Below are 19603 nucleotides of genomic sequence, written 5' to 3'. Positions count from 1 at the left end.
TTTTTTTATAAATAATGGATTGTGAATACTACTCACACGCTCTCTCTAATACTTTATATACACTATGATTATAAAATAATAATTAACTTTTCTATGAGGGGTTTGGTATGCAAGAAGAAATTTTAAAAGAATACGAAAAAGTCAAAGATAAACTTTCTGAAGAAGAGTTCTTAGAAGAAATTGAAAAAATGAAAGCGGACAATGATGAAATAGGTTTCATCGACGATTTCGGAGCAGCACAAATGGTTGTTCAAAATCACAATGGAGTTGACACCTCAATATTCGACCAAAGCGAGGAATCAAATGAGGAATCATCATTCGTCATGACAGAGGACCTGCAGGAAAGATACGACAAGGTCAAGGATCAGATTTCAGAAGAGGAATTCTTCAAAAGAATGGAGCAATTCAAGAAAAATGAATCAGAAAACCCATTCATGACTGATGTAAGTTTCGCTGATATGGTTGTTGGAGAACTGGTCACAGTGGATGTCAAACCAATGACTGAGGAAATCGGTGACTACAAGCCAATTTGCGACCTTGAAAAAGGAAGCAGAGATGTAACAATCTCAGGTAGGGTAATATCAATCTCAAACCCAAGATCATTCAAAACACGCAAAGGTCAAAGTGGGCAAGTATGTAATGTCGAGCTGAAAGACAACACCGGTGAGATGAGGACAGTATTCTGGACTCAAAACATCAAGCTTCTGAAAAATGTCAATGAAGGAGACATCATCCAAATCAAAGAAGTGGACATTAAGGAAGGATACTCAGGTCTGGAAGCTAACTTAAGACCAAGGTCAACACTGATTCACCTCGAGGAGGACACCTCTAAATTCCCGGCATACGAGGAAGAAATCACTAACATCGCTGACATTCAACCTGAAACCAAAGTCAATATCATTGCAAGAATCGTTAGGATTCCAACCATAAGAAGTTATGAAAAGAATGGAAAAGAAGGAAAAGTTGCATCCCTTGAACTACAGGACAGTTCAGGACAAATCTCTTACACTTTATGGAATAAAAACGTTGAATTGATCAGTGAATTGGAACTTGAAGACGGCGACACAGTCAAGATCCTCCAAGCCCAAGCACGTGAAAGAATGAACAGGGACGGCGAAAGCGAAATTTCACTGACTCACTGGGATGGAAGAATAATAAAAGGGGACTACGACCTTCCTGAAATAGTTCAGAAATTCACACCTATAGGAGACGTGAGCGAACAAAAAGACGTTTCAATCATTGGTATAGTCTCAAGACTCCAGGACATTAAGACATTCACCAGAAAAACCGACAACACCGAAGGAAAATTAAGAAACTTCGACGTAAGGGATGTCACCGGTGAAATAAGAGTCACATTATGGGGTGACGACACATCCCTGCCTTTAAACAAGGGAGACATCGTTAAGGTCATCGGTGGAGACGTACGCTATGATGAGTACACTCAAAGCCAATACTCAATGAATACCAATTTCAACACTCAAATCACAATCAACCCGCAAAACCTGTCCCTTGAGGAAATGGATGAACTGGATAAATTAAGGGAAGACCTCCAGCCAACACCAATCGGCGAAGTCGAGTTCATGGATGAGGATGGAATCGAAATTGATATCACTGGAAGAATATTGTCATTGGAAGACATTCGCGAATTCCAAAGGGACGAAGGAGAAATTGGTCATGTACGCTCCGCAATGTTTGCTGATGAATCCGGTAAGGTGAGATTGTCCTTCTGGAATGAAAAGGCACAAGGCGCATATGAAGTAGGTGAAGCATACAGGATAGAGAATGCAAGAACCAGACTAGGAATGTACAGTGTCGATTTAAACATTGGCGGAGGATCAAGAATCATCAGACTATCCGAAGAGGAAGCATCTGCAATGTTCATTCCACAATTAGAGACATTGGAAAAAGCACTTTATGATTATATCCCAATAGAGGATGTTGAAGAGGACGAAGAAGATAAGATCATAATAGGAAGAGTCATTGAAATGTTCGAGCCACGCACATTCGAAAGGGATGACGGTGAAGGACTTGTAAGGAACATTGAAATCGCTGACGATACCGGTTCAGTAGTTGTTGTTCTTTGGAATGACGATGCCAGAAAAGAATTTGAATTAGGTCAAGCACTTAAAATACAGAATCCTCGCTTCAGATACAATGACAGGACAAATCGTGTGGAAGCCAACATATCAGGTTCAACCACACTTTTAGAACCTAGTGAAAATGAATTGGATAAATTGCCTACATTCGATGAGTTGATGGAAATAATTTTCGCACCTAAAACCATCGAATCCTTATTAGAGGATGACACTAACGTTCACATCACTGCAACCATCAAAGAGGCAGGCAGTGAAAGAACAATACTCGTTAAATGTCCAAACTGTAATGCAAGTGTTGAGGAAAGCACTGAAGAGTACATTTGTGACAATTGCGGATATGTATTCGACGAGCCAAAATACACTCTCATGATTCCAACCACTATTGAAGATGATACTGGTGCAATCCAAGCTACATTCTTCGATAATCTAGCAGAAGAACTCATAGGCATGAATAAGGAAGAAGTCATTGCCCTTCTTGATGATGGATATGGAATCGAAGACAAAATTGAAGATTTGGTCGGTTACACAATCGAAATTATTGCTAACGTAAGCTTTGATGAATATAATGAAACTAATAGGTTAAATCCTAAGAAAATTTTAAAAAAATACATGTAAATTAATTAAAAGGAATGATTATTATGGTAGAATTAAGTGATTTACCAGGTGTTGGTGAAAAAACAGCAGAAAAATTAAAAGATGCAGGTTTCGCTGATATGATGAGATTAGCAACTGCTACTCCAAAAGAATTATCAGTTAAAGCAGAAATAGGTGAAGGTGTTGCTGAAAAAGTTATTGAAGCTGCACGTAGAGCTGAAAACATCACTTTTGAAACCGCATTGGAAGTGGATGAAAGAAGAAAAGATGTAGGACACATCACTGTTGGAAGCCAAGAATTCAATGATTTAATCGGTGGTGGAATTGAAACCCAATCCATTACTGAAGTGTTCGGTGAATTCGGATCTGGTAAAAGTCAAATTTCCCATGAATTAGCTGTTACCGTTCAATTGCCAGAAGAACTCGGCGGGCTTGATGGTGAATGTGTATTTGTAGATACTGAAAACACCTTCCGTCCAGAAAGAATAAGACAAATTGCTGAAGGATTTGAATTGGATACAGAACAAGTTCTAAGCAGAATTCACGTGGCTCGTGCATTCAACTCCGCCCACCAAATCTTGATGGTAGATAAAATCAACGAGCTCATTCAAAGTGGAGTCAATGTTAAATTGGTCATTGTCGATTCACTGATGGCTCACTTCAGGGCAGAGTATGTTGGAAGAGAATCCTTGGCTGTCAGACAGCAAAAACTAAATCAGCATTTACATTCCCTTCAACAAATCGCTAACACTTACAATGTTGCAGTATTCTTAACCAACCAGGTTCAAGCTAAACCTGATTCATTCTTCGGAAGCCCTACCAAAGCTATTGGTGGTCACGTTTTAGGACACGCTTCCACTTACAGGATTTGGCTTAAGAAAGGACTTGCAGGTAAAAGGATTGCTCGTCTAGTGGACAGTCCTCACTTGCCTGAAGGCGAATGTGTATTTAAAATTACTAGCGAAGGTATCGTTAGCTAATTTTAATTTTTTCTCTTTTTTCTTTTTTTTATAACAAATTTTATATATTATTTCATTTAATATTACTGTATGGATGCTATTATCGTTACAAGTTTATCAATCGTTATCATGATCGGCTTGGGTTACTTTCTCAAGCGCATCGATTTTTTATCTGAAAAGGATATAGACCCTTTTAATAAAATTGTAATGTACATTTTAATGCCGTGCATGATTTTTCATGCCATTTATGCTGCAGATCTATCTCAGATTCCAAAGTTGAGCATTTTACCGTTCATCATTCTTGCATCTTCATTTGTCACAGGCATTGTTTCTTATTTTATTTTGAAACAGCTTAAGTTTGATGATGTTACTCTCTGGAGTGTTTTGGTCACTGTGATGATTGCCAACACTGCTTTTATGGGTTATCCGGTTACATTGGGCATTTATGGTAATGCCGGTTTTTTAAGGGCTATTTTCTGTGACATGGCCACCTTATGCACTTTCCTGCTTTTGTCATTTGTTTTGATTTTAAGGTTCGGGGGTACTGTCAAGACTGCTGTTCGCAAGATTGCATTGTTTCCGCCGCTGTGGGCGGTTGTTTTAGGATTGGGTTTTAACATTTTAGGCATTCCTATAGGTCCGGTCGTTGACAATACTGTTAACTATCTTGGTCAGGGCGCCATTCCTTTGATCATGATTGCTTTGGGCTTGTCCATTAACTTCGAGGCTTTATCCAGAAGCAGGTCCATGATTGTTTTCACTTCCATCATGAAATTGGCCCTGTTCCCCTTTGTTGCCTTTTTGATTGCCTCCTGGTTGGGTTTGGTTAATCTTGAGCATAGCGTCAGCATTGTTGAGGCTGCCATGCCTTCGGGAATGATGTCATTGCTGCTTGCGATTACATATAAACTTGACTATGAGTTGACCTCCGACTGCATACTCATCAACACTGTAATCTCTTTGATTACACTTCCGGTCATCATCATGTTGCTGTAGGTGAAAAATGCATATTTTAATTTAACCTAAATTTATTATTTTTTATAAAACCAATCAGTATTCTTTATTTTAATTGTTAATGATTGTTTAATCTTTGTTATTGATTTAACCTTGATTTAAGAAAGATTTTCATTCATCATATATAAAGTTTACTCCAAGCTCTTTATGGATAGCTTTATATATGTGTATTTACTACATATGTATATCTAATACTATGTAAAATTTTACTAACTTGTTTTAAAATTGCAATTTTTTATGTATATTAGATATTTTTCACGACTTGTACAAGGTGAATTAATATGGCAGAAGAAAAGATAGATAATAACGAAGAATTAAGGATCGGTGTTTACGTCTGTCACTGTGGTGTAAACGTTGGTGGAGTAGTAGACTGTCCTGACGTCGCAGAATATGCTAAGACCTTACCAAATGTTGTACACGCAACAGACTACAAATACATGTGTTCTGACCCTGGTCAAGCAATGATCCAAGAAGACATCAAAGAGAAAAACTTAAACAGAATTGTTGTAGCAGCTTGTTCCCCTCGTCTTCACGAACCTACCTTCCGTAGATGTGTAGAAGAAGCAGGATTAAACAAATTCTTATTTGAATTTGCTAACTTAAGAGAACAAGACTCCTGGGTACACATGAACGAACCTGAAGCAGCTACCGCTAAAGCAAAAGACTTAACCCGTATGGCAGTTGCTAAAGCAAGATTACTCGAACCATTAGAAGCTACCAAAGTAGCAGTGGATAACAAAGCATTAGTTATCGGTGGTGGAGTAGCTGGTATCCAAACCGCTTTAGACTTAGGTGACATGGGCTTCAAAACCTACATGGTAGAAAGAAACCCAACCATCGGTGGACGTATGGGACAATTAGATAAAACATTCCCTACTCTCGACTGCTCAATGTGTATTTTAGCACCTAAGATGGTAGACTGTTCCAAACACGAAAACATCGAATTAATCTCCTACGCAGAAGTTACTGAAGTAGACGGATACATCGGAAACTTCAAAGTAACCGTAGAGAAAAAAGCAAGATACGTTGACGAAGACTTATGTACTGGATGTGGAGCATGTCAAGAAGCTTGTCCTATCGAAATACCTAACTACTACGACGAAGGTGTCGGTATGGTAAAAGCAGCATACATCCCATTCCCTCAAGCTGTACCATTATGCGCAACCATCGATAAAGACTACTGTATCGAATGTAACTTATGTGTACAAGCATGTGGACCAGACGCAATCGACCACAACCAACAACCTACCGAAATCGAATTAGAAGTTGGTACTATTGTTGCTGCAATCGGTTACGACCCATTCGACCCATCCGGAATCTACCAATACGGATACGGCCGTTTCTCAAACGTAATCACTGCTATGGAAATTGAAAGGATGATCAACGCATCAGGTCCTACCGGTGGACACGTTGTAAAACCTTCCGACGGTATCGAACCTAAACGTGTAGCATTCATCCACTGTGTCGGTTCCAGAGATGAACAAATCGGTAAACCATACTGTTCCAGAGTATGTTGTATGTACTCCATGAAAAACGCTCAATTATGTATTGACCACGAACCTGATACCGAAGTAACCTGTTACTACATGGATATCCGTTCATTCGGTAAAGGATACGAAGAGTTCTACAAAACATCTCAAGAAAAATACGGTATCGAATTTATCAGAGGTAAACCTGCACAAATCTTCGAAAACGATGACTTAACCTTAACTATCAGAGCAGAAGACACCTTACTCGGTAAAGTAACCGAATACACTTACGACCTCGTTGTATTAAGTGTCGGTCTCGAACACTCTGCTGGTTCAGACGAACTCAGACAAACCTTAGGTCTCTCCAGATCCGCAGACGGATTCTACATGGAAGCTCACCCTAAACTCAGACCTGTTGACACCTTAACTGACGGTGTTTACATTGCTGGTGTAGCACAAGGACCTAAAGATATTCCTGACTCCGTAGCACAAGGTTCAGCTGCAGCATCCAGGGCAGCAATCCCAATGGCTAAAGGACAAGTGGAAATCGAACCTATTATTGCATCCAACGACGAAACCGTTTGTGGAGCATGCCAAGTATGTGTAGAATTATGCCCATACGGTGCTATCGCTATCGCAACCGGTGTAGGTGGAAAAGAATTTGCACAAATTAACACTGCATTATGTAAAGGATGCGGAACCTGTGTAGGTGCTTGTCCATCCGGTGCAATGAACCAACAACACTTCAAAACCGAGCAAATTATGGCACAAATCAGTGCTGCTCTTGAAGACATAGGTAAATAGATTTAGAGATTAATTTCTCTATTTCTTTTTTTACTTTTTTTTTTAACGCTATTTTTTCATCGACTTTTCATTTCTCAAAATATATATGCTATTTTTTACATAACTATTGTTATTAAATGGGAATGAAAAATATGAAATATAATCCAAAAGTATTGCTGTACATTTTAATGTTATCAACAATGGCAATCAACACTCCATTAAGCATAATCGGTATAATATCACAAATATCAGATTATTTCAATATATCAATTGCAATTTCCGGATTATATGTATCTTCTTTCACATTCACAATCGCCATAACCGGATTGTTTATACCAATCCTATTTTCAAAATATGAGATTAAAAAGACATTCATCACAATTTTAAGTATTTTTGCCCTATCAAACATTATAATTGTTTTTACACATAACATATGCATTGCAAGTTTTTTTAGAATCTTTTCAGCAGTATTCTACCCTGCATTCATCTCAATTGCATTGACATTCTGTGAAAAGATTGCACCACCTGATCAAAAGCAGGACTACATCACAAAGATACTGCTTGGAATTTCAATCGGAAGCATTGTAGGACTGCCTATCACAACAGGACTCGGAACAATCTTCGGTTATCAGGTTGCCATGAGTTGGATATTTTTATTTAACTTAATAACATTGATTTTAATAATAATCTTTTTCCCGGAAATACCTGGAAAATCTAAAAGCTATGAGATGCCATTGTCTAGTTTGAAATCAAAGGAATTCATATTGGCAACTGTTGGAATCATCATGATGCCGATTGGTGCAAGCATTGTCTATAATTACCTGCCATACTTTTTACAGACTGTTAGTCATGTTTACACTTATAAGTTAAGCATATTCCTTTTTGCTTACGGCATCATATCCATTTTTGGAACATGGCTTGGTGGAAAGTTAATTGCAAAAAAGGACAAGACAACATTAATAATTTTTCAGCTTGTATGTGCAGCAGTGTTTTTAGGCATTTTCTTATTTAATGAATTTTTAATCCCTGTTTTGGTTTTGATTTTAATCTTTGGAATCTTGGATGGGATGGGCTATAACCTTATCCAATACATAGAAACATCTGTCCTGCCTGACAGCCCCGAACTTGCAAACGGAATATTTTTAAGCGTTTTAAATGGTGGAATAGCAATTGGTATTGCAATTGGAGGATTTTTGGTTGATGGATTTGGAGTAATGTCAATATTCACCAGTGGAATTCTCTTTTTACTTTTAGCCTTTATTTTACTGTGTTATGTCATTTTAATTTTAAAAGTTCCACTGAAATATTAAATTTATATTAAATGATAAACAAAAATTAAATCATAAATTTATAATTGGATATTAGGTGTAGTAAATGACTAATTATCATGATGAAATTTTAAACTTTGAAAAAATAGCACAAGAACATACTCAGTACATGAGAAACAGTATCAATCTGATTGCTTCTGAAAACGTTACAAGCGTAGAAGTTACAGAAGCTCTTGCAACTGATTTTGCACACAGATACGCAGAAGGACAAGCATTTGAAAGATTCTACGAAGGATGCCAATACGTGGATTTAGTAGAAGACAAAACAAAAAAACTTTCATGTAAAGTATATGACTGTGACTATGCCAACGTTCAACCTGTATCAGGCGTAACCGCCAACCTTGCGGCATTTTTCGGATTTGCAAAACCTGGTGAAAAGGTAATGGCACTTGAAGTACCATCCGGAGGACACATTTCCCACGCAGACGTAAGTGCGGCAGGAATCCGTGGACTAAAAACAGTATTCCATCCGTTAGATAAGAATGTGATGAACATTGACATCGATGCAATGAACAAGAAAATCCTCGAGGAAAAACCAAAAATAGTTTTATTCGGAGGAAGCCTATTCCTATTCCCACACCCAATCAAGGAGGCTCGTGAAGCGGCCGATGAAGTCGGAGCAACCATAATGTATGATGGTGCACACGTTCTAGGTTTAATTGCAGGTGGACAATTCCAGCAACCTTTAAAAGAAGGTGCAGACTTGATGATGGGAAGTACCCACAAGACATTCCCTGGTCCACAAGGAGGAATCATCCTCTCCCACAAGGAAAACGAGGAAATCATAGACAATGCGGTTTTCCCAGGTGTTGTCAGTAACCACCACTTGCACCACCTCTTAGGTTTAGGTATTGCAACCGCTGAAATGCTGGAGTTCGGTGAAGCATACGCAAAACAAACCATTAAAAACGCACAAGCATTAGGTCAGGCAATGTATGAGTTAGGCTTTGACGTTTTATGTGAAGATTTAGGATTCACACAATCCCACCAAATTGCAGTTGACTTAAGCTCAATCAGATCAGCATCCGACATCGCTAAGGAATTGGCCGACAACAATGTTATCCTAAACAAAAACCTCTTGCCTGGAGACAATCGTGACAACTCCGATGACCCATCAGGTATCCGTATCGGTACTCAGGAAATTACCAGAAGAGGATTGAAAGAAAAAGAAATGGAAGAAGTCGCACAGTTCATCAAGCGCGTAGCAGTTGACAAGGAAGACATCGCTGATGAAGTTGCTGAGTTCATGAACCAGTACACAACACTCGATTACGCATTCTCAGACAGGGATGCATACGAATATCACAGATTATAGATTAAAATGAGAATTGCCTTTGCATTTACTGGAGCTGGTCATTTACTTCGTGAATCAGTTAATGTTGCCCGTGAATTGTCAAAAGACCATGAGGTAACAGTATTTCTATCAGGAGCGGCTGAAGAAGTCCTTAAGATGTATGGACTTTATGAAAGCGTTGTTGAAATCACTGGTGGAAAGTACCGTGAGCTTGCAACTGATTCAAACCAAAAATTCTCATATCCAATAACTGGTCGTTTATCCCTGGGCAAATACGACCTTTTAATCGTCTCACCGGCTACAGCAAATACGGTTTCAAAAATAGTTTATGGAATAGCCGACACATTAGTGACTAATGCAGTGGCTCAAGCTGGAAAGGGTGCCGTCAAGACATATATGGTGCCTGTAGATATTCATCCAGGACCGATTGACACCGTGCTTCCATCAAAAATGGAACTGTCAAAATGTGAAAACTGCGACGATTGCGTTGCGGCACTAGTCTGTGAACAGGGAGCCATCATCCCGCATTCCGAGATTGACCTGACAAAATGTATAGGTTGCGGATTGTGCAGGAACTCATGCCCAAACGATGCGATATCAGAAGGCAAGATCATAACAATCTATATGCGGGACATCGACATTGAAAACACTCGAAAGCTCGCCGAAATCGATGACATTCAAATATTCGAGAACCCTGAGGATATATTAGAAAAAATCTAATCTATCTCCTATTTTTAATTTTAACAATCCTTTTTTTGTTTCCAGAATATATTCCGCTTGCTTTTCAGGATTATAGAATCTCCAAGGTTTTAACGTTGTTTTATCATATATTATCTTGTTTTTATCGATGAAATACACATCAATCGTGAATCTCATGAACATGGTGTGGATTGACGAGTCTTTAAGGTTTGTGAAAAGCAGTCCATCCTCAAAGTCTCCTTTTCCCATTAGTCCTATAAGGCGTTTAAAGAAAGTGTCTGCCAGTATGATTTTCATACATTATAATTATGCTCATTGGTATTTAAGTTTTCAACAAGCGCAATGCAATATTGACCTAAAGGTATGATTTTGATTGGATTTCACCGTTTATGAGGTCTTCAATTGCAATTTTAAAGTCTTCCTTTTCGAATGCCCCGGGGATGATCAGCTGCTCTTCGGAAACGTTTAAAAAATAGAGCGGTATCGATTCGACACCCATGTGTATGGCGTCCTCCTCCTCGATTTGAACCTCGAAGCTGTATGAGTCTCCTTCAAGAAAATCCCTAATCTTCTTTTCATCCAATCCCAATTCATTGGTTATTCCAACCAGCACATCTGTATCGGCTATGACCTTGTTTTCAACAAAATTCGCTTCATAAATCTTTAGAACGACTTCAATTCCAAGTTCAGTGTGTTTGTTTTGAATGTATTTGACTAGCCTGTGGGCTTTTCTTGATGATGTCATCTGAATGGTGTGGTAGTTCATTTCAAGCCCGTCTTCATGGGCGATCTTTTCGGTTTCACTGATTTTCTCTTCGGCAATTTCTGGTGTAAGGCCGTATTTTATGATGTTTTGAGTGATTATCGAACCTGTGGGAGTGTTGAATAGTGTCGGATATAGTTCAAATGGTTTCATTTCCCATTCGACATCAACATCCAATTCATCCGCCGCCTTTTTGAGGCGGTGAAGTCCTATGTAGGAGTTTGGACAGTTGAAGTCACTCCAGTGCATTATTCTCATGTTTTTTCTCTTTTTTGGATTTCTTATCCTTCTTGTAGATTTTATAGAGTTTCATTAGATTGTCTACCAGTTTAAAAAGTGAATTGTATTTTCTGTAGAAGCTCATGGTTAAATATTTCAAGCTAGTCTTATATGTAATGTTTGGTTTTACTTTATCGTCAGGTTTTCACAACTTCCAACTTAATTTCCAAATTGATATATATCCCATTTTTCATTCAAATTCAAAATCAACCAACCCTCTTGTTAATGCAAATTACAATTAAAATAATGTGACTTTGGCTTGCAACTGTTAAAATAAATTAGTGAAAATTCATTTAAATCAAACTTAAATCACCTTTCATTTGCGGAATTATGCCCTTCATAATAACCTTTATTTATTATCTAAAACAAAAAGATACATATTATAAATTACTAACTACATTGATTATAATATTTGAGGAGTTAAAATGCCAATAAAAGAGGCTGACAAATCATACGACCACGATAAGATAGAAAAGAAAGTCCAAAAATTCTGGAAAGAAGAAGAGACTTTCGCAAAAGTAAATGAACTAAGAGAGAAAGGCCCAAGATACTCATTCCTGGATGGTCCACCATACTGCAGCGGAAAAATACATTTGGGGACCGCTTGGAACAAGATCATCAAGGATTCATACCTTAGATACAAATCCATGAACGGATTCAGCCTAAGAAGACAGGCCGGTTGGGACATGCACGGATTGCCAATCGAAAACAAGGTTGAGCACATAATGGGAATCCAATCCAAACAGGAAATCGAGGAAGACATTGGAATCGACAAGTTCGTCGACAAGTGTAAGGAATTCGCAATCGAAAACAAGATCGCAATGGAACATGAATTCGACCAATTGGGAGTCTGGATGGACTGGGACGACCCATACATGACACTTGACCCAAAATACATGGAATCCTCCTGGTGGATGCTTAAAAGGGCAAACGAACAGGACCTTCTTTTAAACGATCAAAGGGTAATCAGCTGGTGTCCTCACTGCGGAACCGCACTGGCGGCGGCCGAAATCGAATATGAGGAAAAAGAAGACCCATCCATCTACATCAAATTCCCCGTAACCGGAGAAAAGGACACTTACTTCCTGGTTTGGACCACCACTCCATGGACACTGCCTGCAAACCTTGCAATTTGTGTAAATCCTGAATTCGACTACAATTACGTTTCAAAGGATGGCGTCACCTACATCATAGCAGAAAACCTCATGGAAGACGTACTGGGCAAGCAAATCAAGATTCACAGAACCAAAATCCCTGCTGAAAACGAAGATGAGGAAGACCAGGTCATTGAGGAAAAGGAAGTGATGTATGAAGTCATCAAAACCGTCAAGGGCGAGGATTTAGTTGGAATGGGCTACGATTATATTCTGGCAGATGAGATTCCAAAACAAATGGAATTCGACGCCGAGATCGAAAAGGTCCACACAATACTTCCGGGCGACCATGTAGAGCTCGGAGAAGGTACAGGACTCGTTCACACCGCACCTGGACACGGTCCGGACGACTTTGAAGTTGGAAAGGCAAACGGACTTCCAATATTCTGTCCGGTGGGTGAAGACGGATGCTTCACACAAGACGCCGGAAAATACGATGGAAAATTCACCAAAGAGGAAAACAAGCAAATCATCGAAGACCTTGAAGCCAAAAACCTGATGTACCGTTCAGAAACCATAGAGCACAGGTACGGAGTATGCTGGAGATGCAAAACCCCAATCATCTACCGTGCAACCAAACAATGGTTTTTAAAAGTCACCGACATCAAACAGAAAATGCTCGATGAAATCGAAAAGGTCGAATGGGTGCCTAAATGGGCAGGTGAAGGAAGGTTCCATGACTGGGTGGACAACGCACGTGACTGGACAATATCCCGTCAAAGATACTGGGGAATACCGATACCAATATGGGAATGTCCAGACTGTGGAGAGCTGAAGGTAATAGGTTCACTAAGTGAACTCAAGGAAGAATCCTTAAATGAAATCAATGTAACAGACTCAGAACTCATCCACAGACCATACGTTGACCAAGTGGAGGTCAAATGTGACAAGTGCGGAAAATCAATCAAAAGAATCCCTGACGTGCTGGACGTATGGATTGACTCCGGAGTGGCCGGATGGGCATCACTCTACTACCCTGAGGAAAAGGAGAAATTCGAAGACTGGTTCCCATATGACTTCATCACCGAAGGGCACGACCAGACCAGAGGATGGTTCTACTCACAATTAGGTACAGGAGTAATTTCAATGGGCCAAAGCCCATACAAAAAGGTATTGATGCACGGATTCGTGCTGGACGAGCACGGAAACAAGATGTCAAAATCATTAGGAAACGTAGTGGCACCGGAAGAGGTCATTGAAAAATACGGAGCGGACGTCTTAAGGTTCTACCTCTTATGGGCTTCAAAACCATGGGACGACCTCAAGTTCGTATGGGAAGAACTCCTCAACATCAACAAGATGTTCAACATCCTATGGAACGTTTACGTATTCTCAACCACTTACATGTCACTGGATGACTTCAACCCAATAGGATTAACCGAAGATGACATGATCCTGCGCTCAGAGGACAGATGGATTATCTCAAAGGCAAATTCATTAATTAAAGATGTTGCCGAAGACCTGGACAATCTCTTCTTCCACAAGGCGACCCGTAAGATAAACAACTTTATCCTGGAAGACCTGAGTCGCTGGTATGTGAGATTGATCCGTGGAAGGACATGGGTTGAAAGCGACGATCCGGACAAGCTCGGAGCATACTACAGCCTATACACAGCACTCGTCAAGCTGATCACAGTATTATGCCCAATCGCACCTCACGTCTCAGAGGAAATCTACGAGAACCTCGTCAAGGGAGTGAACCCTGACGCGCCGGAAAGCATACACATGCTTGACTGGGGATACGATGGCGAAGCTATTGACGCGGAACTCGAAGCCAAGATGGATGTTGCACGTGAAGTAATAGAAGCATCCATAAGGGCACGTGACATGGCACAATACAAACTCAGATGGCCGGTATCAGACATCACTGTCGTATCCGATGATGAAAACGTATTAAATGCAATTGAAGAATTGAAAGACATCATCAAGGACCAATCCAACACCAAGGAAGTATTGGGCGCCAGTGAATTTGAGAAACTCTCATACAATGCAAAGCCTAACCTCAAGATACTCGGTCCTAAACTCAAGGGAGACATGGGCAAGGTCGTTAAAGGATTGAAAACCGCTGACGGCAATCAGATAAAAGCAGAGCTTGAAGCGAACGGCACAGTCACAATCGAAGGAATCGAGCTCAACAGTGAAGAGGTACTGTTCGACTCAGAATTGCCGGATGACTTCGTATCATCTGAATTCGAGGGAGGAAACGTGTTCGTAAACACCAATGTCACCCTGGAAATCAGGCAGGAAGCGATGGCGCGTGAACTGATTAGAAGAATACAGGATATGAGGAAGGACATGGACCTTGATGTGGAAGCAAACATCAACGTCGATGTTGAAACCTCCGCTGAATTCAAGGACCTGATTGTACCGCAATCCGAAATGATTTCACATGAGGTAAGGGCAAACAGCCTAATCATAACAGACACAGAAGAATGCAGCAAAGACTCTAAGGATTATACCAAGGAATGGGATATCGAAGGAGAAAAAGTAATAATCTCAATTAAAAATTAAGGGTGTAAAAATGACTTTAACAGATTCTGAAATGGAATATATTGAAGGAATCCTCGGCAGGAAAATGAACGAGCTCGAGGAAGGAATGCTTGACGTAATGTTTTCAGAACATTGCTCATATAAAAGCAGCAGAAGATTCCTAGGCGCGTTCCCAACCGAAGGAGAAAACATTATCTTAGGTCCGGGTGACGATGCAGGACTTGTAAGCGTAACCGATAAATACGCATTGGCAGTGGGTATGGAATCACACAACCACCCATCAGCAATCGAACCATACGGAGGAGCAGGAACAGGTATCGGTGGAATACTCAGGGACATCATCTCAATGGGTGCAATGCCAATAGCACTCCTCGATTCCCTGCGTTTCGGACCGTTGGAAAACGACCAGAAATCAAGATACCTATTTGAAAACGTAGTGAAAGGAATCTCCGATTACGGTAACCGTGTAGGTGTGCCAACCGTTGCGGGTGAAATCGAGTTCGACGAATCATTCAGAACCAACCCTCTCGTCAACGTAATGTGCGTTGGATTGGTTGAAAAGGACAAGATCGTGCGTGGACAGGCACCGAACATCGGCGACGTGTTCCTATTGATGGGAGGAACAACCGGCCGTGACGGAATCCACGGCGTAACCTTCGCTTCAGAGGAATTGACCTCCGATTCAGAAACCGAAGACAGGCCTGCAGTGCAGGTGGCTGACCCGTTCACCAAGAAAAGAGTGCTTGAAGCTTCTTTAGAGATTTTGGAAAAAATCGATGTTAGCGGTGTAAAGGACCTTGGTGGAGGAGGACTCACATGCTGCATATCCGAACTGGTTGACGAGTCAAACAATGCGGCATTCGTTGACTTGCGCTCCATCCCGTTAAGGGAAACCGGAATGACTCCATATGAAATCATGCTTTCAGAATCCCAGGAAAGAATGGTGTTCGTCCTAAACCCTGATGATGTTGAACTTGCACAGGAAATCTGCGACAAGCATGAGATAGTCTCAGCGGTAATCGGTGAAGTTCGCGAAGGAAACAATATGATAATATCCGATGAAGGGGATGAAATCGCAAACCTTCCAACAATCTTATTGGCAGACCCACCTTCAATCGAAAGGCCAATCAAGGAAATCCCTGAAGACACAGAAAAAATAGAATTAAAAGACCCTGGTCTTCACGAATCCCTGCCAAAACTATTGTCCAGTCCAAACATCGCTTCCAAGGAATGGGTATACAAGCAATACGACCATGAGGTTCAAGTGAGAACAGTCGTGAAACCTGGTGACGACGCAGCCGTTTTAAGGATAGACGAGAACACTGCCGTTGCGCTAACAACCGATTCAAACACCATACACACTAAATTATCCCCATTCGACGGTGCAGCCGGTTGCGTTGCAGAAGCTATACGTAACGTAATCTCAATGGGAGCAACACCATATGCAGTGGTTGACTGCCTCAACTTCGGAAACCCTGAAACACCGGAAATATTATGGCAATTCAAGACAGCCATCGAGGGAATGAGTCTTGTGGCTGAAAACTTCAACGCACCTGTAATCAGCGGTAACGTAAGTTTCTACAATGAGACTGAAGGAATCAAAATCAACCCAACACCTGCAGTGGGCGTCATCGGTGTGGAGGACATTGAAAACATAAGGACAATGGACTTCAAAAACGAAGGTGACAAGATTCTTCTAATCGGTAAGACCTACGATGAGCTCACCGGTTCAGAGTATCACAGGACCATCCACGGCATTGAAAAGGGTACCGCTCCAAGAATCAGGATTGAAGAGGAAGTTGCAAACGGTCAAACAGTATTGGATTTAATTTCAAACGATAAGGACAAAAACATCACTGCAGTCCACGACGTATCAGCAGGAGGCATTGCGGTGGCATTGTCCGAAATGGTCATAAAATCAGGCCTCGGATGTGAAGTTGAATTAACAGATGACGAACTAGATAAAATCCAATTGCTGTACTCTGAAAGCCATGCAAGATACCTGCTGACAGTCAAGGCGGATGCACTTGACGACGTCCTGGTCAAAATAGATGTTCCTGTTCAGGTCATCGGTGAAGTTAAGGGAACAGCATTGAACGTGAATGACCATGAATTCTCATATGAGGATTTAAACGATGCATACCATGGCGTCATTGAACAATATATGGCTTAAATATTTACTGGGGGAGTTGAATGTTTTTATCTAAGCTGGATTCATTAAAAAATGCTGTAAAACTATTGCAGGACAATCAGAAAGTCACAGACATAGAGGAAATTCCAATCGCTGAAGCCCACAAGAGGGTTCTTGCCGAGGACATTATGGCATTTCACGATTCCCCTCCATTTGACAAATCTGCTATGGATGGTTTTGCACTGATTGCTGAAGATACCTTTGGAGCATCCCAATCCAATCCGAAGGAATTCAAGATTGTAGATGCCATTGGGGCAGGGGACTTTTCAGCAAAGACAGTCGGTGAAAACGAGGCAATAGTCATAGCCACAGGGGCACCTATACCTGACGGAGCAAATGCGGTTTTGATGAAGGAGTACACCACCACTGACGGCGATGACCTGACCATCTATTCACAGGTCACTCCTGGAGAGAACGTTTCCCCCAAATCAGAGGACATCAAGAAAGGGGAAAAGATCCTATCCAAGAACACTTTCATCCGCTATCAGGAATTGGGTCTGATAGCATCAGCAGGCTATGATACAGTCAAGGTATTCAAGAAACCTACCGTTAAGCTCATCATTACTGGAAACGAGCTTGTCGAGCCTACCAAGGAGGAAATAGACAAGGCTAAAATCATCAATTCCAATCAATTCACAATCAAGGCGATGATTGAGGATTCCGGTGCAATCTGCGAAATCGGACATGCAGGCGACACCTTTGAAGAGGTTAAGGAAGCCGTATTGAAAGCCAGCGAGGAGTATGATGTCATAATGACCACTGGAGGCACCGCCATCAGTAAGGGGGATGTCGTTTTGGATGTTGTGGATGACCTTGGTGAAATACTATTCCATGGCATAGCGATGAGACCTGGCAAGCCTGCCGGTGCAGGTGTTATTAATGGAAAAGTTATTTTCACTTTATCCGGTCAGCCTGTAGCTGCAATGTCTCAGTTCGATGTTCTTGCTAGAAAGTACCTGTTTGAGATGCAGGGAAGGTCATTTGATTTCAATATTGTCAAGAGAACCTCTCAGCTGAAGATTCCTTCACAGTTGGGACGTACAGATTTCATCCGTGCGGTAAGTGACGAGACTCATGCAAAGCATGTGCTCAACAGGGGTTCCGGTATCATTCGCTCAATGGTTGAGGCGAACAGCTATATCATCATCGACGAGAATGATGAAGGATACCAGAAGGATGATATAGTTGACGTAGTCTTCTTTGATTCACTACTTTGGTAGGCAAAGAGGTATTTTAATGAATGGGATTTACTATTATTTGATAGCTTTTGCTGTCATCTGGATATTGGTCGGTGTGTTCCATGAAAAACTCTCCACACATGGGGTGGATTTGAACTTCCCAGTGATAATGTGGAAGACACAACGCCTAAGGGGACTCATATCCAGAATAAACAACCTATCACCAAGATTCTGGCGCTGGTACATGAACATTGGAGTGATTGTAGCCTTCGGCGCCATGATATTCATAACCTACACGCTAGTGTCAACGCTGCCGACAGTCTTCGACACGCCAGCAGTTTCAATCGTCATACCGGGGGTTGAAATGCCCGGCTCATCAATCTACATACCGTTCATATACGGATTGATAGCCCTTGCAACCGTGCTCGTGGTTCATGAATTCTCACACGGTGTGCAGTCCGTTGGCGAAAAGATTTCAATCAAGTCAATCGGATTGCTATTGTTCGCAATCATCCCCGGGGCATTCGTCGAGCCCGATGAGGAGGAGCTTAAAAGCGCCAAAAGAACATCACGATTAAGGGTGTATGCTGCAGGATCCGTTGCAAACATCACATTGGCGGTAATAGCACTGTTGCTTGTATCATTGGTTTCAATGGGAATTCCCCATTACTTTGCAGAGGATGGAATTGCCATCGACCGCGTGGTTGAGGAGTCACCGTCAAACGGAATCCTAAAGGAAGGAATGGTTATAGAGGCAATCGACAATCAGAAGGTCAACGATTCAGAATCATATGTAAACATCATAGGTTCATTCAAGCCGGGGGACAATGTCAGCGTCCAGACGGATCAGGGAACATATTCGATAGTGTTGGACAAGAACCCGTCAAACGAATCCAAGGGATTTTTCGGAATACAGGCAAACAAGCATTTCGAGCTGGTAAACGATAGCTTAGGCTCACTGCCATGGGTTTTATTCGAGCTTCTTGAGCTCTTCCAATGGGTGGCAATGCTCAACCTGGGAATAGGGCTGTTCAACCTGCTTCCACTCAAACCGTTGGATGGAGGATACATGCTTGAAATACTCTTAAGCTACAAACTGTCCGAAAATCAGTATAAGCCGATTGTGAATGCAATATCAGCGGTAATGGCAATGATAATAGTGTTCAGCTTGGTGGCTGGCTTTTTATAGTGATAATTTTTTCACTAAAAATATATTTAATTTTTAACATTTATTTTTTAATACTTTTTTTCAAAATATTTTCATGTGACGTATGCTGAGTGATTAATTTTTCCATTGTGGGTTGTGGGGATT

General features: G+C 41.0%; 14 protein-coding genes. 11 read left to right on the top strand and 3 right to left on the bottom strand.

Annotated elements, in window-relative coordinates; all coding sequences use genetic code 11:
* The first annotated feature begins 107 nt into the window (after positions 1-107).
* The 7 genes from QZU77_RS01325 to QZU77_RS01295 all read left to right on the top strand — a co-directional run bounded on the left by QZU77_RS01325 (position 108) and on the right by QZU77_RS01295 (position 10257).
* Positions 108-2711: an OB-fold nucleic acid binding domain-containing protein gene (locus tag QZU77_RS01325; RefSeq protein ID WP_295598865.1), complete on the top strand. Its 2604-nt coding sequence runs from the start codon at positions 108-110 to the stop codon at positions 2709-2711.
* Between the two features lie 23 nt (positions 2712-2734).
* Entirely contained in the window at positions 2735-3670 is a 936-nt protein-coding gene (gene radA, locus QZU77_RS01320; RefSeq protein WP_295598862.1) for a DNA repair and recombination protein RadA, read from the top strand.
* Between the two features lie 69 nt (positions 3671-3739).
* The gene (locus tag QZU77_RS01315) at positions 3740-4645 is read left to right on the top strand and encodes an AEC family transporter (RefSeq protein ID WP_295598859.1); all 906 of its coding nucleotides are present in this window, start codon (positions 3740-3742) and stop codon (positions 4643-4645) included.
* A 299-nt stretch (positions 4646-4944) separates the two neighbouring features.
* Positions 4945-6936, top strand: a complete 1992-nt coding sequence (locus tag QZU77_RS01310) for a CoB--CoM heterodisulfide reductase iron-sulfur subunit A family protein (RefSeq protein WP_295598856.1) — start codon at positions 4945-4947, stop codon at positions 6934-6936.
* Between the two features lie 131 nt (positions 6937-7067).
* The gene (locus QZU77_RS01305) at positions 7068-8225 is read left to right on the top strand and encodes an MFS transporter (RefSeq protein WP_295598850.1); all 1158 of its coding nucleotides are present in this window, start codon (positions 7068-7070) and stop codon (positions 8223-8225) included.
* A 64-nt stretch (positions 8226-8289) separates the two neighbouring features.
* Positions 8290-9558 (top strand): serine hydroxymethyltransferase, encoded by a 1269-nt coding sequence (gene glyA / locus QZU77_RS01300; protein WP_295598847.1) that lies wholly within the window; start codon positions 8290-8292, stop codon positions 9556-9558.
* A gap of 6 nt (positions 9559-9564) precedes the next feature.
* The gene (locus tag QZU77_RS01295; protein WP_295598844.1) at positions 9565-10257 is read left to right on the top strand and encodes a dihydromethanopterin reductase (acceptor); all 693 of its coding nucleotides are present in this window, start codon (positions 9565-9567) and stop codon (positions 10255-10257) included.
* Here the strand turns inward: QZU77_RS01295 and QZU77_RS01290 are convergent.
* The 3 genes from QZU77_RS01290 to QZU77_RS01280 are packed head-to-tail and all read right to left on the bottom strand — an operon-like array spanning position 10243 to position 11363.
* A complete protein-coding gene (locus tag QZU77_RS01290) occupies positions 10243-10533 on the bottom strand; it encodes a DUF192 domain-containing protein (protein WP_295598841.1) in 291 nt (96 codons plus the stop codon). The two genes, QZU77_RS01295 and QZU77_RS01290, sit on opposite strands and share 15 nt — an antisense overlap.
* 58 nt (positions 10534-10591) lie before the next feature.
* Positions 10592-11257, bottom strand: coding sequence for a DsbA family protein (locus QZU77_RS01285; protein ID WP_295598838.1), 666 nt, complete (start codon positions 11255-11257; stop codon positions 10592-10594).
* Entirely contained in the window at positions 11235-11363 is a 129-nt protein-coding gene (locus QZU77_RS01280) for a hypothetical protein (protein ID WP_295598835.1), read from the bottom strand. Before QZU77_RS01280 ends, QZU77_RS01285 begins: the two co-directional genes overlap by 23 nt.
* A 340-nt stretch (positions 11364-11703) precedes the next feature.
* On the opposite strand from QZU77_RS01280, the gene ileS reads away from it, so the two are divergent.
* The 4 genes from ileS to QZU77_RS01260 are packed head-to-tail and all read left to right on the top strand — an operon-like array spanning position 11704 to position 19480.
* The gene (gene ileS / locus QZU77_RS01275) at positions 11704-14943 is read left to right on the top strand and encodes an isoleucine--tRNA ligase (protein ID WP_295598832.1); all 3240 of its coding nucleotides are present in this window, start codon (positions 11704-11706) and stop codon (positions 14941-14943) included.
* Between the two features lie 10 nt (positions 14944-14953).
* Positions 14954-17095: a phosphoribosylformylglycinamidine synthase subunit PurL gene (gene purL, locus QZU77_RS01270; protein ID WP_295598829.1), complete on the top strand. Its 2142-nt coding sequence runs from the start codon at positions 14954-14956 to the stop codon at positions 17093-17095.
* Between the two features lie 20 nt (positions 17096-17115).
* Positions 17116-18333, top strand: a complete 1218-nt coding sequence (glp, locus tag QZU77_RS01265) for a gephyrin-like molybdotransferase Glp (RefSeq protein WP_295598827.1) — start codon at positions 17116-17118, stop codon at positions 18331-18333.
* Between the two features lie 16 nt (positions 18334-18349).
* Positions 18350-19480, top strand: coding sequence for a site-2 protease family protein (locus QZU77_RS01260; RefSeq protein ID WP_295598825.1), 1131 nt, complete (start codon positions 18350-18352; stop codon positions 19478-19480).
* Positions 19481-19603: the final 123 nt, after the last annotated feature.

Origin of the sequence: uncultured Methanobrevibacter sp., from assembly GCF_902774605.1 — an archaeon.
Classification (GTDB): Archaea; Methanobacteriota; Methanobacteria; order Methanobacteriales; family Methanobacteriaceae; genus Methanocatella.
Note: the sequence above shows the minus strand (reverse complement) of the source record. Positions and strands in the feature narration are given on the sequence as shown.

Excerpts from the sequence above, each read along its gene's own strand:
- QZU77_RS01325 (WP_295598865.1), top strand. The coding sequence starts at position 108 with ATGCAAGAAGAAATTTTAAAAGAATACGAAAAAGTCAAAGATAAACTT.
- radA (WP_295598862.1), top strand. The coding sequence starts at position 2,735 with ATGGTAGAATTAAGTGATTTACCAGGTGTTGGTGAAAAAACAGCAGAA.
- QZU77_RS01315 (WP_295598859.1), top strand. The coding sequence starts at position 3,740 with ATGGATGCTATTATCGTTACAAGTTTATCAATCGTTATCATGATCGGC.
- QZU77_RS01310 (WP_295598856.1), top strand. The coding sequence starts at position 4,945 with ATGGCAGAAGAAAAGATAGATAATAACGAAGAATTAAGGATCGGTGTT.
- QZU77_RS01305 (WP_295598850.1), top strand. The coding sequence starts at position 7,068 with ATGAAATATAATCCAAAAGTATTGCTGTACATTTTAATGTTATCAACA.
- glyA (WP_295598847.1), top strand. The coding sequence starts at position 8,290 with ATGACTAATTATCATGATGAAATTTTAAACTTTGAAAAAATAGCACAA.
- QZU77_RS01295 (WP_295598844.1), top strand. The coding sequence starts at position 9,565 with ATGAGAATTGCCTTTGCATTTACTGGAGCTGGTCATTTACTTCGTGAA.
- QZU77_RS01290 (WP_295598841.1), bottom strand. The coding sequence starts at position 10,533 with ATGAAAATCATACTGGCAGACACTTTCTTTAAACGCCTTATAGGACTA.
- QZU77_RS01285 (WP_295598838.1), bottom strand. The coding sequence starts at position 11,257 with ATGAGAATAATGCACTGGAGTGACTTCAACTGTCCAAACTCCTACATA.
- QZU77_RS01280 (WP_295598835.1), bottom strand. The coding sequence starts at position 11,363 with ATGAGCTTCTACAGAAAATACAATTCACTTTTTAAACTGGTAGACAAT.
- ileS (WP_295598832.1), top strand. The coding sequence starts at position 11,704 with ATGCCAATAAAAGAGGCTGACAAATCATACGACCACGATAAGATAGAA.
- purL (WP_295598829.1), top strand. The coding sequence starts at position 14,954 with ATGACTTTAACAGATTCTGAAATGGAATATATTGAAGGAATCCTCGGC.
- glp (WP_295598827.1), top strand. The coding sequence starts at position 17,116 with ATGTTTTTATCTAAGCTGGATTCATTAAAAAATGCTGTAAAACTATTG.
- QZU77_RS01260 (WP_295598825.1), top strand. The coding sequence starts at position 18,350 with ATGAATGGGATTTACTATTATTTGATAGCTTTTGCTGTCATCTGGATA.